Origin of the sequence: Wujia chipingensis, assembly GCF_014337155.1 — a bacterium.
Lineage (GTDB): Bacteria > Bacillota > Clostridia > Lachnospirales > Lachnospiraceae > Coprococcus_C > Coprococcus_C hominis.
The window spans coordinates 1,270,832-1,285,490 of sequence record NZ_CP060632.1 but is presented as its reverse complement, the minus strand read 5'-3'; the positions used below and the strand labels follow the sequence as shown (position 1 = coordinate 1,285,490).

Sequence of the window (14,659 nt, the reverse complement as noted above, 5' to 3'; positions counted from 1 at the left end):
CCTATAATATAAACAGTTCTTACACGCAGGTCCGACAATCGACAGGGATGCTGCACGAAAAACTAAGAGGGGGAATTTCATATGAGACGCAAAACCATATTCTCAAAAATGGTGATCAGCGCACTTCTGCTTTCTGCCTTATCCGGATGTGGAAAGAAAGCGGACGTCGATTATATTCAGGAAAACGATTCCAGACAGGATGCCGTTTCCGCATCCGACCTACATCTGAACTATTCCGTATCGAACGGACGCACGACCGTCAATGTTGACGCCGATGTGAACACCAGTCTGTCCACACAGTCTGCACCGGTTGCGACCGCCGTCCGGTGCGACTATACAAATGAAGATATCACACGTATTGCGGCTGCAATCTTCGATGAGGGAAGCTATAAATTATTCCTGCCATACAGCCATCAGTCAAAGGAAGATATCACTGCTGCCTGTGATGCGTTTGCAGAGACTTTCGCTACTTACGCGGATAAATCGGAGATTCCATATAATCTGTTGGCGGAATGCTCCTACGCACAAAGTGCGAAAGCAAGCGGTGTCTTTGATCCCATCGAGACAGATGGAACGATTCAATACTATCCGACCGTCAAGGAATTTTGCAACTACTGTAATATCCGTGGCACGATAGACGGAAAGGACTATCAGCTTTCCTTCGTCCAGACGCGCAAGCACTGCATGCTTGTGTTGCACAAAGATTATAACGAAGAGCTTACCTATGGCTTGTTTAACCAATTATCCCCGATCCGTCCGGATATGCTCGAAACGCTTGCCGGCAGCGACAACATCTGCTCGTATTCCACAGAAGGTGCCTCAACACTTGTCACCGATACACTCTCCCGAATGGGGATTAATGATTATGTAGTTACCGACGTATTTCCGACGCAGACCATCCGGACTGTCTACGATATTGACGACACTTATCAGGTATCAGCAAACTACAACAAAGAACCGGAAATATCCTATGATTCCTATCTGGTCTATGGTGGACGCAGCTTAGACGCACTTACACCTGTCTACACCACTGCAAACTTTCAGCCAGAACTGACGGATTATGAAAGTATGGATCAGGACGAAAACGGAACGATCTCCAATTATGAGGATTATACCTTCTATGGCTATGAATTCATCACCGCCAATGTCGGAAATGACGGCTTGAATTATCTGATTGTCTCCAATCCTATGAAGATTGAAACCATCGACGTCGATATGGCGAACACACTGGATTTCTCCCAGATTGATACGATTGCACAGGACTACATCAACAAACACACCTTTGATGAGACGGTGTATGACATAACAGATATCCGGTACGGACTGATCCGGGTATCCAACGAAGAGGATGATTCCTACCAGTTGCTCCCGGCATGGTATTATCTTGCAGAAGGAAGCGAGGAAAGCAAACCCTATTATTTCCCATCTGCCTACGTCATCATCAACGCCATCGACGGAAGTATCTACAATGACGAACTTGGCTACATCTATCAGCATAGAAACAAATCAGATTAACAGGAGGAAGATCTTATGAAGAAACGAATTGCAGGCATTCTCATATCCATCCTTGCATTATCCGCCCTGTCCGGGTGTGGAAAAGAGAAAGATATCTCATACGTGGATGAACCGGCAACGACAAGCGATGCTGCCACCGCTTCGGTTCTGCACCGGAATTATGAGGTCACAGACGGACTCCTGACATTTACGGTGGATGCCGATGTCGATACCAGTTTATCGGCACAAAGTTCCCCTGTGGTAAAAGTCTCCCGAAACGACTACACCAAGGATGATATGAAGCGGATTGCAGATGCCATCTTCGATGCTGGAAGCTACGCATTATTCCTGCCCTATGTCCTGCGCCCGGATGAGGAGGTCAAAAGTGCGTGTGCCGATATGCAGGAGAAAATCGCACAATATAACGACAGCGCAGACATTCCATACTCTTTGCTGCAGGAATACTATATCGCCCAGCAATGTATGGAGAATGACAACGTGGTCACCCCGATTCATACGGATGGTTCCCTGAAATGGTATCGTTTCACCTCCTCCGAAAATACGGATATTTATACAAATTTCTGCGTCATCAAAGGAACGATCAGCCAGAAGCCTTACTATCTGTCGTTTATACAGACGGATGTGTACTGTACAATGCTGCTCCACACGATCTACGAACCATATATCCAGTATCCGCAATACTACGACACCTACGCAAACCCTCTTTATGAGAATGAATCGTACTCCGATGAGTGTCAGTATTCTAAGGAAGAATCAAAAGCAATGGTGCTTGATACGCTTCAGACTATGGGAATCTCCGATTACACGATCACAGATGTACAGAAGGCGCAGACCATAAAGCCCGATTACGAGATAACGAAAGATGGGGAAATCATAGCCAGCGATTCTTCAAACGATGGATATTCCTATGATTCCTATCTGCTCTATGGCGGCAGAAATGTGGACGGTATCGCTCCTGTTCATACGGATTTCAATTTCTCCCGCGAACTAGTCTCCGGGACAATCGGTGAAAACAGCAGCTCCAACGATTCTTACACGAATGCCAGATATGGATACGAAGCCATCTTCGCGAATGTCGGAAATGATGGTATCAACTATCTGGTTATCCAGAATCCGATGAAAGTAGAGGAAGTCTTAGAGACAAATGCACAACTGCTCTCTTTCGATCAGATTGACGCAATCGCCAAAGATTACATCTCGAAGTTCGATGGGACGACTTTACCATTTTCTGCGGATAACACCTACAAAATCAAGGAGATTCAATATGGATTGATCCGGTTATTTGACGAAGAATCTGATTCCTATATGTATATTCCTGCGTGGTATTACATGATCGATGGGGAATCTCTTTCTTCCCCATTTTGTACATTTTCCCCATACGTCATAATCAGTGCCATCGACGGAAGCATCTATCATGATTATAACGGAAACATCAACTAAAGCGAAAGGAGAACGCATATGAAGAAACTATCCTGGATTTTAATTATTACACTTCTTGCATCCTGTCTCTCTGCCTGCGGCAGGAAAGAGACTGTCATCTATCAGGGAGATACTGCATCTACGTCTGATGCCACAGATGACCCTATCCGAAATCTTGACTACACCGTTCCGGGGGACAAAGGGACTCTGACTGTACAGGCACAGGTGGATACCTCGCTTGCTGAGAAAAATGCACCAGTTGCGTCCTTATCCCGCGCAGATTTCACGGACGCAGACATCCAGACGTATGCAGACCTGCTCTTCGATGAGGGAAGTTATTCGCTCTTTATGCCATATGAGTTCCGTTCGATAGAGGATTTATCTGCCGCCTGTAGCGCCTGGGAAGATACATTCAAAAGTTATGAGGATTTCTCGACAATCCCGGAATATATGATTGCAGAATACTACGACGCTACAGATACGCTTTCAGGCAAACAGCATGATACCGACGCGGCAAAGCGTGTCGTAGAAACCGACGGTGAAATCAAATGGTATAACAATTCCTATAGCGAAAGGGATGCTATCGGACAATTTATATCGAACCAATTCTGTATTATAGACGGAACCATTTCCAAAGAGCACTATTATCTGGCATTTTTAAATCCACTCTATTCTGTCGTATGGTATTATACAAACAGTACTGTACTGATGCTATCGATTTTTCTACCAGTAACACCTATAAGGCGTATCCGATTTCTTCCGCTTACGTTGAGCAAAATGGGGAAAACAGCTGTTCCCTCTCCCTCACAGAAGCGGAGCAGATTACAGAAAAATATATGCAGACACTGAAGATTACTGATTATACAATTGTGCAAACACTGGATGCTATACGGCATCCTCAACATTATACGATCAATGCTTCCTTTGCCGTAGAACCTCCGGCAGAAGAAACAGAACCTGCCACAGACTCCTATCTGTTCTATGCCAGCCGAAGCCTGAATAATCTTTCTACCTTATATACATCTGAGACATTTTCAACAACCCTGACGGATTATTCCAATGCCAAATATGACTCCAATGGTGGTTTTATATTCTCCGCGGACGAATCCAATACATTTTACGGTTTTGAATCTCTGACCGCCAGCATAGACAGCAACGGACTTTCCTACCTGATCTGGAACAATCCAATGCAGGCAGACACCATAGAAGCAAAAACTTCTCCAACCCTGTCATTTGATCAGATTGATGCCATTGCAAAGGCACAGATTGATTTCATGAGCATATGGAACAGCAGTCCTTTCGATCCCCTTTCCATAGCTGATTGCGAATACACGGTAACGAGTATCGAGTATGGTCTGATCCGGATTTCTGATTCCAAGCACAAATCCTACTCGCTCGTTCCTGCATGGTTTTACATGCTTAAACCGGATGAATCCGGTATCCTTTACAAATCCAGTTATGTAATTATCAATGCGATTGATGGCAGCATCTATAACCCATTTATTGGCACACTGGAACCAACCGACAACAACCAGACAAATAAATAAGAATCATAAAAAAAGGGATTGCATATGCAATCCCTTTTGTAGTGTGTGTGATTTTAAGTTTATTTACTAATTTGTTGTTATTACTTTCTAAGACCAAGCTGCTCGATAAGTGTTCTGTAACGCTCGATATCCTTGCTCTTAAGGTATGCGAGAAGGTTTCTTCTCTGACCAACCATCTTAAGAAGACCTCTTCTTGAGTGGTGATCCTTTGGATGTACCTTGAAGTGCTCATTCAGGTCGTTGATTCTTGCTGTAAGGAGTGCAACCTGCACTTCTGGTGAACCTGTATCACCTGCTGTACGAGCATACTTCTCAATGATCTCTTTCTTCTGATCTGCTGTAATCATGCTTTTTTCCTCCATTTTCTTATTTTGTCCAGTCGCTGAGTTATGGTCGGAGTGATCCTATAACCAAGTGACGGCATTTGATATCTTACCACAAGACCTTCATCTTGTAAAGCACTATTTTACTTATAAGTTCCACCCTTGATATAGCCCTCGGCTTTCTCGCTTCCATGTGTGAATTTGTAGCCGATTCCTAACCATTCACTGTTGGTTTTACCAAAATATCGAAGTGGATCTGTCCAATTGTTATCTGCATTCTGTGGATCGAAGTTGTACCAGATTCCGTTGATCTTGATGACACACCAGTAATGCTCACCATACGAGTTATCTGCACGTAATGTCTCGCCTCCGACACGATACGCCTCAAAGCCGAGTGCTCTTGCAAATACAACCATCGCCGAACCATAATTGATACAGGTTCCGTAACGTTGCCCATTCACGCCGCAAATAATTGTCTTTGCAAAGCTGACAACCTGTCGATCCCGATTATTAGAATACGAAACATTAGTGTTGTTCCATGATCCTGTGAAGCCATCATACTTATAAAATGAATTATCTATAATCCACTTATAACATGCCAGAAGCTTGTCATAATTATCCATTTCAGGCTTTACGACCTGTGCCAATACTTCCTGCACTTTTGTATCAATTGCCGTATCTCTGGTTATGGTTGGAACCAGCACAGCCTCGCTCAGAACCTTGCGCAGATTCTCGCTGGTCGCCTTGTCGTTTGCTTCCTTCTCAGCTTCTTCCTGCCGTTTTCTTTCTTCTTCCTTTTCCTTCTCGATCTGCTTTGCAATCGCAGCATCGACATACGGATATCTCGTCTCGCCCGGTGCAGTCTCGCCCTTTTCTACGAGCACGATCTCGATCGCCTCCAGACGCTTTGCAAGCCCCGACGTTCCGGAAGCCTCTCCATTACATGCCCAGTCAAGCCATCCATACGTCTGACTATGTACACGGTAATACACATCGAACTTCTCTGCCATCTCTCCAGTCAGCTTGATCTTGATCGCTTCAAGACGCTTCGCCTGTCCGGATGTACCTGCCTGCATATCATTCGTTACCCAGTTCATCCAGCCGTAGGTCTGACAATGAACGGAATAGGTAATACCACCCGTACAGCTTGTATTTGGTACATCAATCCTGATTGCCTCCAGACGTTTGCCCTCACCGGTTGTTCCAGACTGCTTACCATCTACTACATAATCCAGCCATCCATGTGTCTGTACATGTGTCGTATACTTGAGGTCTGCATCATCGGCGCCATTTTTACGAACGAGCTTGATCTGGATTGCTTCAAGACGCTTCGCCTGTCCGGTCGTTCCACACTCAGTACCATTCTTTACCCAGTCTGTCCAGCCGTAAGTCTGTCTGTGTACACGATATACAACGTCATACACCTCAGCAAGCTGTCCGGTCAGACGGATCTTGATTGCTTCGAGACGTTTTGCCTCTCCGGTCGTTCCACATTCCTCGCTGTCCTTCTTTGTTCCGATGCTCCAACCATAGGTCTGCACATGTGTCTCGTATTCCACGCTACCGGAAAGCTCGGACTTCACCCAGATCTTGATAGACTCCAGACGTTTCGCCTGTCCAGATGTACCGGTTACCTCGCCGTTTTTAGCAACGCCAAGTCCCCAGCCATACGTCTGACAATGTACTGCATAATAAATATCTGCATCTGTACTTGCCGCTTTCGCTGTGCCCGCTGTATTCCCTGTCTGTACCAGTCCAAGCACCATCACACATATCAGTATTCTCGCTAAAATCTTTTTCATCTGCTATTCCTCTTCTTTGTTTTGTAACAATTTTGTAACATTATCGCACATATATAGGAAAAAATCAACAGGCTCTTCCTATTTTTCACAAAAAGATGTATAATCCCTTCAAATGTATATACAATATGAAAGGATTATATTACCATGGCTGGTTCAATATACGGAAAATTATTTACAGTCACTACATGGGGTGAATCACACGGCAAAGGACTCGGCGTTGTCATCGACGGCTGTCCGGCTGGAATTGCGCTTTCTGAGGAGGATATCCAGATCTATCTCGATCGCAGAAAGCCAGGTCAGAACAAATTTACGACCAAGAGAAATGAAGGCGACAAGGTCTCTATCTTGTCCGGCGTCTTTGAAGGAAAAACAACCGGAACGCCGATCTCCCTCGTTGTCATGAATGAAGATCAGAAATCAAAGGATTACGGTTCGATTGCAGAAAGCTATCGTCCGGGGCATGCGGACTACTGCTTTGATGAGAAGTATGGATTCCGCGACTACCGGGGCGGCGGTCGTTCTTCCGGCCGGGAGACAATCGGCAGAGTTGCCGCAGGCGCGGTCGCTGCCAAGGTCTTAAAAGAGCTCGGTATTACCCTTACTGCATACACACGTGCGATCGGAACGATCAAGGTTGCAGACGATGCGATCGATCTTAATATGGTCAATCAGAATCCACTCTATATGCCAAACAACACCTGTGCAGCAGATGCAGCTGCTTATCTCAATGAAATGATGGAGAAAAAGGATTCGGTTGGCTCTATGGTGGAATGTATCATAACCGGTGTTCCTGTCGGTGTTGGCGAACCAGTATTTGACAAGCTTGATGCGAGGCTGGCACAGGCAGTCATGTCGATCGGCGCTGTCAAGGCAATCGAAATCGGAGATGGTACTGCTGTTGTCTCATCCATCGGCTCTGATAACAACGACAACTTCTATATGGATGGCGACACTGTCAAAAAGCGCACCAACCACTCTGGCGGCACACTAGGTGGCATGAGTGACGGCAGTCCGATTCTCATTCGTGCTTCTTTCAAGCCAACACCTTCGATCTTTCAGGCGCAGGATACTGTCACACGGGCACACGAAGAAATTGTAATGGAGATCAAGGGACGTCACGATCCGATCATCGGTCCACGTGCAGTCGTTGTCGTTGAATCCATGTGTGCGATTACCGTATTGGATCTGCTGATGCAGAATGCAACCGCAAAGCTGGACAATCTGAAAAGGATTTATCGTTCATAATATATAGGAAAAGGATTTAGTAGAATGGTTTTTTCAAGTATTGAATTTATGTTCCGCTTTTTACCAATCTTTCTGATTGTGTATTTTGCAGCGGCACCGAAATACAGAAATATAATATTGCTGATCGGCAGCTTAATCTTCTACGGCGTTGGAGAGCCTTCGTATATTATACTGATGATTCTCTCCATCCTCGTCAATCATTTTGCAGCCGTCAACATCTACACCGCATGGAAACGCGAGGATGACACGCAGGCATCCACAGAGACAAACCGAAAGGTCTGGCTCATTGCTGCCATGGTCTTTAATTTCGGAATGTTATTTGTATTTAAGTACCTGAACTTTTTTATCGGCATCATCAATGGAATTGCAGGTACAACCGTATTAAAGCTTGTGTCACTTACCCTACCGCTTGGAATCAGCTTCTACACTTTTCAGGCTGCTTCCTATGTGATTGACATCTACCGCAGGAAATATGAGATTGCAAACGGACTACTGGATTTTGCAACGTATCTCTGCATGTTCCCTCAGTTAATTGCGGGGCCAATCGTCAGCTTCTCTGAAGTCAAAGATGATCTGCACATGCAGCGCAAGATTAGTCTGCCAAAGATTGAATGGGGCACGACGATCTTTGTACTTGGACTTGCTTACAAGGTACTGCTGGCGAACAAGATAGCTTCCCTCTGGAATACGGTTATGACGGCTGGCGTTATGGGGATTCATCCACTGACCGCATGGCTTGGTTCATGGGGATTTTCGATGCAGCTCTTCTTCGACTTCTTCGGATATTCCCTGATGGCGATTGGACTTGGACGTATCCTTGGATTCAAATTCCCGACAAACTTCAAGAACCCATACTGTGCCACTTCCTCCACGGATTTCTGGCGCAGATGGCATATCACACTCAGCAGATGGTTCCGGGAATATGTCTATATCCCACTAGGTGGAAACCGCAAAGGGCAGAAACGTATGATTCTCAATACATTTATCGTGTGGTTACTCACTGGCCTGTGGCATGGCGCGGACTGGAACTTTATTATATGGGGCATGTTCTTCTTCGTGCTGCTGACCGTCGAGAAGTTATTTTTATTGGACAAGCTGGAACGGCATGCGATCTTATCCCATATTTATATGCTGATCGTGATTCCGGTTTCCTGGACAATCTTTAACATTTCCGATCTGCCAACGCTCGGAAATTATATCAAGCGGTTATTTTTCCTTCCAGTCAAGGGATCGGTCAAAATCGATACCTTCCCGAAGTTTCTGGAATTGTTCGGTACCTACTGGTGGCTGCTCGCAATCTGCGCCATCTGCTGTACACCGATTCCAATCCGCCTGTTAAAGCGGTTTTACAAGACATGGGTATGTAAGATTCTCATGCTGGCACTCTTCTGGCTTTCGGTATATCAGATTGCCTCCGGTGCAAATAACCCATTCCTGTATTTCCGGTTCTGACGACTTTGGAATCTGATTTTCCCAAAATCATATATACAGGAACCGGACTATAGATGAAATAAGGATGATGATTATGAATAATAACAAAAAGCGAAAACAACCGAAAACAATCTGGGATTTCCTGCGGGAATGTCCGCTTGTATCCCTGATCCTGCTTTCCGTCATCGGCTATACTTTATATGCCCTTGTCGGTGCTATGGGTGGCGAATACAAGCTGCGGATTTCCAAGGATCATACGCTCTTTATGTCTGCCATGATCAAAGAAGATCCATTTGTGAAAAAAGATGACACAAAGAAACCTTCCGATGACACGACGGCAACCGGTACAGACGCAGATTCCAATCCTATTCCTGCCGCGACATCAACCGATGCACCGGCGACCTCTTCGGATGCAGTCAGCACCGATGGAAGCGAACCGATTCCAACGACCTATATCACAGTTCCAATGCGTAAGGCACGCTCTGCTTATTACGACGATAATGACCGTGTGGCACAGACAACCAACTACGATTATATCACTGTAAATACTGACTACTTTAACGATGCAGCCTTTATCGGGGATTCCCGTATTGAGGGACTACATGACTATGGTACGCTCCGCACCAAAACAACGGCTGATTTCTACTACAAAGATGGTGTTTCCATCTGGGATCTGATGGATAAAACAATGGCAAACGGCGAAACAATTCCAAATGTGCTTGCCACAAAACAGTACAAAAAAATCTTCCTCATGTGTGGTGTCAATGAGCTTGGAAGCGGCTACGCCAAAGATTATCAGGCACAGTACAAGAAAGTGTTGGATCAGATTCAGGAATTACAACCAGATGCCGTAATCTTTGTGATGGGTATGATGCATGTTACACAGAGCTACGCAGATAACTCAGATGTGTACAACAACGACAATGTGGATTGCAGAAATGCTCTGGTTGCAGAATACGCAGACGGACAGCGTATCTTCTACCTTGATATGAACACCTGCGTCTGTGATATGGACGGCGATGTTCCAATGGGTGTTAAAGCCGATTATTCCAACGATGGTATCCATCTACAGGCACAATACTATTCCCTGTGGGAGGCATACCTGTTGAAACATGGTGTCAGTGACAGCGTATTTACAAACCTGCAAAACAAGTAGTAACTCATTTTAGATTCTAAATGCTGTATTGTCAGATGCAACACCGCAAGAAAACCTCATTACCAGATATTTCTTCTCTGATAATGAGGTTTTCTCTTTTTATTTCATCTATGAAATTTTATCTTTCTATTTTGATTTCATTTTTATATGGCTTTCACGCCATCTTTGCACGTGGATGTGCTTTCTCATATTCTTCCTTCAACTTGCTCTGTCTACTGCGCAGATAAATCTGCGTGGTCGAAATATCCGAATGTCCAAGCATCTCCTGTACCGCCTTCAAATCGGCACCATTTGATACCAGATGTGATGCAAAGGAATGACGGATCATATGCGGTGTGATATCCTTGTCGATACCAGCCTTTGCTGCATATGCCTTGATCAGTTTCCAAAAGCCCTGTCTCGTCATCGGCTGTCCCTTCATATTCGTAAAGAGGAACATACTTCCATGACTGATGGATTCCCGTACCGACTTGATATAGTTCTCCAGTGCCATCTTCGCTACATTCTCGATTGGAATGACACGCTCCTTCGATACATCCCGGCATAAAATATAATTCATCGTCAGATTTACATCTGTGATCTTTAAATTTATAAGTTCTGATACACGCATGCCAGTCGCATACAGAAGCTCCAGCATTGCCTTGTCCCGGATCTCCTTTGGTGTCAGGCGTGATGGCTGATCTAAGAGCAGATTGATTTCCTCAATGGAAAGCGTCTCAGGTGCTTTCTTCTCGATCTTTGGCGGCTTCAATGCATCCGCATAATCTTCTGTGATTTCCCCCTGCTTCAACAGATATAGAAAAAACGATTTCATACTTGCAATGCTTCTGGATATCGTCGCTGTGGACATGCCTTGACTTTCCATATCCAATACATACGAATTCAAATCCGTTCCCCGAAGCTCACGCACATCCGTACACTGTCTGTCCGCAAAAAAGCGGCTCATCTTCTTCAAATCTCTCCGATAGGATGCAATCGTATTCGCACTTGCATGCTTCACGCTATTCAAGTAATCAATGTAATTCTCAATCTGTGTTTCCATACCCAAAGTCCTTCCATTCCCTCGACAAAATGCAACCTTTTCCGACTGCTTTTCGCCTTTATCTATTACATTATAATTACTATTTCAGCTAAAATCAAACATAATTTTTTCACATTTTTTCAATATTTGTAACATTTTGTAACATTTCTACAATATGTTGAAATGCACGTTTTTACATGCCTATATATTGGAGAAAATTTTTTAAAAAAATTTTTGAAAGAATACTCTCGGATAGAATTCCGACAAAAAACGTCAAAATTAGAATCATCGCCGCCATCCTCTTTTTGTTCTTATCCTCTCCAACCTTGCGTGCCTCTGCCGCCAGATAATACAACATTCCAAGATAGATCAGATAATGCGGAAACAGGCATAGCAGCAGAAACCATACACCCGAAAGTCCCAGATAAAACATCTGACAACTGATTACAAATCCAAATAAAAATAACAACGCACTCATCCCGATCGAGAAGACTGCCTTGGGCGGAAACACCTTATACAGCAGGTACACAACAGCCACCTGTTTCGTCCGCTGTAACAACACATAAAACAACGTCTGCTGCACGGATACCCCGGCTAACCGACTGCTGTCCGCAAATGGCAGTATAAACACCTGCAGATCCCGATCGCATCGCAGCACGATATTGGCTAATATACAACCTGCCAGCACCATGCACAGATAATAAAATACGCGGCTTTTCAGTTTTTCACTTTCATATGGCATTGCCTTATACTCCTACTGCATAAAAATTAGGGAATGATTGCTCACTCCCTAAAGCATATGTGCCTGTCTACTTAAATATTCCTCGACTCTTCTTATCATAATAAGCAAGAATCGCGACAATCGTCTTACTATCTACAATCTTACCCGAATAAATCATCTCGCGTGCTTCTTCCATAGGTACTCGAACAATCTCGATAAATTCCGTCGGATCTAAATGCCGCTTGCCTTTCTTCAAATTGCATCCAATATAGACATCCGTCTTCTCATCAAAGGTTCCAACCGAAGAAATCATATTGCTCACATGATAGATATCCTGCGGAATCCATCCAGTCTCCTCCTCTGCTTCCCGTAACGCACATGTCTCACCGGATTCTCCATGGAAGCTATATCCCCCTGCCGGGATTTCCAGATCCACTGCATCTAAGGAATTACGGTACTGACGCACCAGATATGTGTACTCTTCCTCGTCTACAAGCAGAATACCTGCTCCACCGCCGGATTTATGTTTAATCAGATCATATACAACCTCTCCACCATCCGGTGTCTCCAACACATCCTTATACAGCGCTACAATCTTCGCATCATATAATAATTCCAAGCTTTTTCTTTTAAATTCAACCATATTTATGTCCCTTTCTATCCACTTTATTCCGCATCGTCCATATAATCATAATAAATACATTTCATCATTCATAATTTGTTTCGCACGCGATTGCTTTATATCTCTATATATAATACAGGAAATAAACAAAAAAGGAAAGTATTGAAAACTTGTATTCTCAATACTTTCCACGAATTTCATTGATAACAAATAATTACTTTGCGTAATCGGTTACTCTTGACTCTCGGATCAAGTTTACCTTGATTGTGCCCGGATACTCAAGTTCTGATTCAATCTTCTTTGAGATATCCCGTGCGAGTAATACCATATCCGCATCTGTTACCTGCTCTGGAACTACCATTACTCGAATTTCTCGTCCCGCCTGAATAGCAAAAGTCTTATCAACACCCTTAAATCCATTGGCAATGTCTTCCAAGGACTTCAGACGTGTTGTATATGTCTCCAACGTCTCGCGTCTTGCACCTGGACGTGCAGCAGATATAGCATCTGCAGCCTGTACAATACATGCGATCAAACTCTGTGGTTCTACATCCCCGTGGTGTGCCTCAACAGCGTTGATAATCGTTGCCGACTCTTTGTACTTTCTACAAAGATCAACACCAATGGATACGTGAGAACCTTCCATACCTGCATCATGATCAATAGATTTTCCGATATCATGTAACAAACCTGCACGCTTTGCTACACGAACATCAAGCCCAAGCTCTCCGGCAAGCAAACCGGACAAATGAGCTACCTCAATAGAATGCTTCAATGCATTCTGTCCATAACTTGTTCTGAACTTCATCTTACCAAGAAGACGTATCAGTTCAGGATGTAAGCCATGTACACCGACTTCCAGGGTTGCAGCCTCTCCCTCTTCACGCATCATAGTCTCGACCTCTTTCTGAGCCTTCTCGACCATCTCTTCAATACGTGCCGGATGGATTCTTCCATCCACAATCAGCTTTTCAAGTGCGATTCTGGCTACTTCTCTACGAACCGGATCAAAACTTGAAAGCAAAACTGCTTCCGGTGTATCATCAATAATTAAATCAACACCTGTCATAGTCTCTAAAGTACGAATGTTTCGTCCTTCACGACCAATGATTCTTCCCTTCATCTCATCGTTAGGCAACTGTACTAAGGAAATCGTTGTCTCTGATACATGATCAACAGCACACTTCTGAATAGCTGTCACAACGTAATCCTTTGCCTTCTTATCTGCTTCTTCTTTTGCTCGTGTTTCTAATTCTTTGATCATGACTGCTGTTTCATGCTTTACTTCGTCTTCAACAGTCTTTAATAAGTATTCCTTTGCTTGTTCAGAGGTTAATCCGGAAATTCTTTCCAGTTCCTGAGTTCTTTTTGCTTCCAAATCTGAAACTTCCTGCTTCAGCTTCGTGAGTTCTGCCTCTTTACGTGATAATGAAGCTTCTTTCTTCTCTACGGCTTCGGTCTTCCGGTCGAGATTTTCCTCTCTGGAAAGAACACGCTTTTCCATGCGCTGAAGCTCATTCCGACGATCCTTGACTTCTTTGTCAATCTCATTCTTCGTCTTCATGGCTTCTTCCTTCGCCTCAAGAAGTGTCTCACGTTTCTTTGCCTCCGCAGCTTTCAGTGCTTCATCTATAATCTCTCTAGCCTTATCCTCTGCCTTACCAAGCTTTGCCTCTGCCACATTTTTACGATACGCAATAGCTAAAAACCAGGTAACGAGAATTGCAACCACGAGTATTACAGCGAAAATCACATACTTGATTGCTTCGTCTGACAACTCAGGAGCACCTCCTTATTTAGTTTTATTGCATAACTACAACACTTAAATATTATACTTTTTTTATACTAGTGTCAAGG

General features: G+C 44.2%; 13 protein-coding genes. 7 read left to right on the top strand and 6 right to left on the bottom strand.

The genetic code is table 11. The annotated features are described in order from the left end of the window. Positions 1–81: 81 nt before the first annotated feature. The 4 genes from H9Q76_RS06025 to H9Q76_RS06010 are packed head-to-tail and all read left to right on the top strand — an operon-like array spanning position 82 to position 4,481. Positions 82–1,515, top strand: coding sequence for a DUF6034 family protein (locus H9Q76_RS06025; RefSeq protein WP_249321832.1), 1,434 nt, complete (start codon positions 82–84; stop codon positions 1,513–1,515). A gap of 15 nt (positions 1,516–1,530) precedes the next feature. Beyond that, positions 1,531–2,955 carry a DUF6034 family protein gene (locus tag H9Q76_RS06020; RefSeq protein WP_249321831.1) on the top strand — a complete coding sequence of 475 codons (1,425 nt, stop codon included), beginning with the start codon at positions 1,531–1,533 and terminating at the stop codon, positions 2,953–2,955. An 18-nt stretch (positions 2,956–2,973) separates the two neighbouring features. Next, the gene (locus tag H9Q76_RS06015; protein ID WP_249321830.1) at positions 2,974–3,783 is read left to right on the top strand and encodes a hypothetical protein; all 810 of its coding nucleotides are present in this window, start codon (positions 2,974–2,976) and stop codon (positions 3,781–3,783) included. Next, positions 3,687–4,481, top strand: a complete 795-nt coding sequence (locus H9Q76_RS06010) for a DUF6034 family protein (RefSeq protein ID WP_243032587.1) — start codon at positions 3,687–3,689, stop codon at positions 4,479–4,481. Before H9Q76_RS06015 ends, H9Q76_RS06010 begins: the two co-directional genes overlap by 97 nt. Before the next feature lie 80 nt (positions 4,482–4,561). On the opposite strand, the gene rpsO is transcribed toward H9Q76_RS06010, so the two are convergent. Both rpsO and H9Q76_RS06000 read right to left on the bottom strand, forming a co-directional pair. Continuing rightward, complete coding sequence (gene rpsO / locus H9Q76_RS06005; RefSeq protein ID WP_021986042.1) at positions 4,562–4,828, bottom strand: 30S ribosomal protein S15; 267 nt, start codon at positions 4,826–4,828, stop codon at positions 4,562–4,564. Between the two features lie 119 nt (positions 4,829–4,947). Further along, positions 4,948–6,606: a transglutaminase domain-containing protein gene (locus tag H9Q76_RS06000; protein WP_118734084.1), complete on the bottom strand. Its 1,659-nt coding sequence runs from the start codon at positions 6,604–6,606 to the stop codon at positions 4,948–4,950. A 144-nt stretch (positions 6,607–6,750) separates the two neighbouring features. On the opposite strand from H9Q76_RS06000, the gene aroC reads away from it, so the two are divergent. From aroC to H9Q76_RS05985, 3 genes are all read left to right on the top strand, one after another. After that, positions 6,751–7,851 (top strand): chorismate synthase, encoded by a 1,101-nt coding sequence (gene aroC / locus H9Q76_RS05995; RefSeq protein ID WP_249321829.1) that lies wholly within the window; start codon positions 6,751–6,753, stop codon positions 7,849–7,851. A 24-nt stretch (positions 7,852–7,875) separates the two neighbouring features. Next, positions 7,876–9,303 (top strand): MBOAT family O-acyltransferase, encoded by a 1,428-nt coding sequence (locus tag H9Q76_RS05990; RefSeq protein WP_249321828.1) that lies wholly within the window; start codon positions 7,876–7,878, stop codon positions 9,301–9,303. Between the two features lie 73 nt (positions 9,304–9,376). Next, the gene (locus H9Q76_RS05985) at positions 9,377–10,438 is read left to right on the top strand and encodes a GDSL-type esterase/lipase family protein (RefSeq protein WP_249321827.1); all 1,062 of its coding nucleotides are present in this window, start codon (positions 9,377–9,379) and stop codon (positions 10,436–10,438) included. Between the two features lie 154 nt (positions 10,439–10,592). Here H9Q76_RS05985 and xerD read toward each other — a convergent pair whose 3' ends face one another. From xerD to rny, 4 genes are all read right to left on the bottom strand, one after another. Beyond that, positions 10,593–11,480: a site-specific tyrosine recombinase XerD gene (xerD, locus tag H9Q76_RS05980; RefSeq protein WP_118670788.1), complete on the bottom strand. Its 888-nt coding sequence runs from the start codon at positions 11,478–11,480 to the stop codon at positions 10,593–10,595. A gap of 172 nt (positions 11,481–11,652) precedes the next feature. Further along, a complete protein-coding gene (locus H9Q76_RS05975; RefSeq protein ID WP_249321826.1) occupies positions 11,653–12,201 on the bottom strand; it encodes a hypothetical protein in 549 nt (182 codons plus the stop codon). A gap of 67 nt (positions 12,202–12,268) precedes the next feature. Next, on the bottom strand, positions 12,269–12,823 hold the full coding sequence (locus H9Q76_RS05970) for an NUDIX hydrolase (RefSeq protein WP_195540753.1): 555 nt from the start codon (positions 12,821–12,823) through the stop codon (positions 12,269–12,271). A 193-nt stretch (positions 12,824–13,016) separates the two neighbouring features. Beyond that, positions 13,017–14,579 (bottom strand): ribonuclease Y, encoded by a 1,563-nt coding sequence (gene rny, locus H9Q76_RS05965; RefSeq protein WP_021986050.1) that lies wholly within the window; start codon positions 14,577–14,579, stop codon positions 13,017–13,019. Between the last annotated feature and the right edge of the window lie 80 nt (positions 14,580–14,659).

Bases quoted from the DNA above. Each gene is read 5' to 3' on its own strand.
- H9Q76_RS06025 (WP_249321832.1), top strand. From the start codon at position 82: ATGAGACGCAAAACCATATTCTCAAAAATGGTGATCAGCGCACTTCTG.
- H9Q76_RS06020 (WP_249321831.1), top strand. From the start codon at position 1,531: ATGAAGAAACGAATTGCAGGCATTCTCATATCCATCCTTGCATTATCC.
- H9Q76_RS06015 (WP_249321830.1), top strand. From the start codon at position 2,974: ATGAAGAAACTATCCTGGATTTTAATTATTACACTTCTTGCATCCTGT.
- rpsO (WP_021986042.1), bottom strand. From the start codon at position 4,828: ATGATTACAGCAGATCAGAAGAAAGAGATCATTGAGAAGTATGCTCGT.
- H9Q76_RS06000 (WP_118734084.1), bottom strand. From the start codon at position 6,606: ATGAAAAAGATTTTAGCGAGAATACTGATATGTGTGATGGTGCTTGGA.
- aroC (WP_249321829.1), top strand. From the start codon at position 6,751: ATGGCTGGTTCAATATACGGAAAATTATTTACAGTCACTACATGGGGT.
- H9Q76_RS05990 (WP_249321828.1), top strand. From the start codon at position 7,876: ATGGTTTTTTCAAGTATTGAATTTATGTTCCGCTTTTTACCAATCTTT.
- H9Q76_RS05985 (WP_249321827.1), top strand. From the start codon at position 9,377: ATGAATAATAACAAAAAGCGAAAACAACCGAAAACAATCTGGGATTTC.
- xerD (WP_118670788.1), bottom strand. From the start codon at position 11,480: ATGGAAACACAGATTGAGAATTACATTGATTACTTGAATAGCGTGAAG.
- H9Q76_RS05975 (WP_249321826.1), bottom strand. From the start codon at position 12,201: ATGCCATATGAAAGTGAAAAACTGAAAAGCCGCGTATTTTATTATCTG.
- H9Q76_RS05970 (WP_195540753.1), bottom strand. From the start codon at position 12,823: ATGGTTGAATTTAAAAGAAAAAGCTTGGAATTATTATATGATGCGAAG.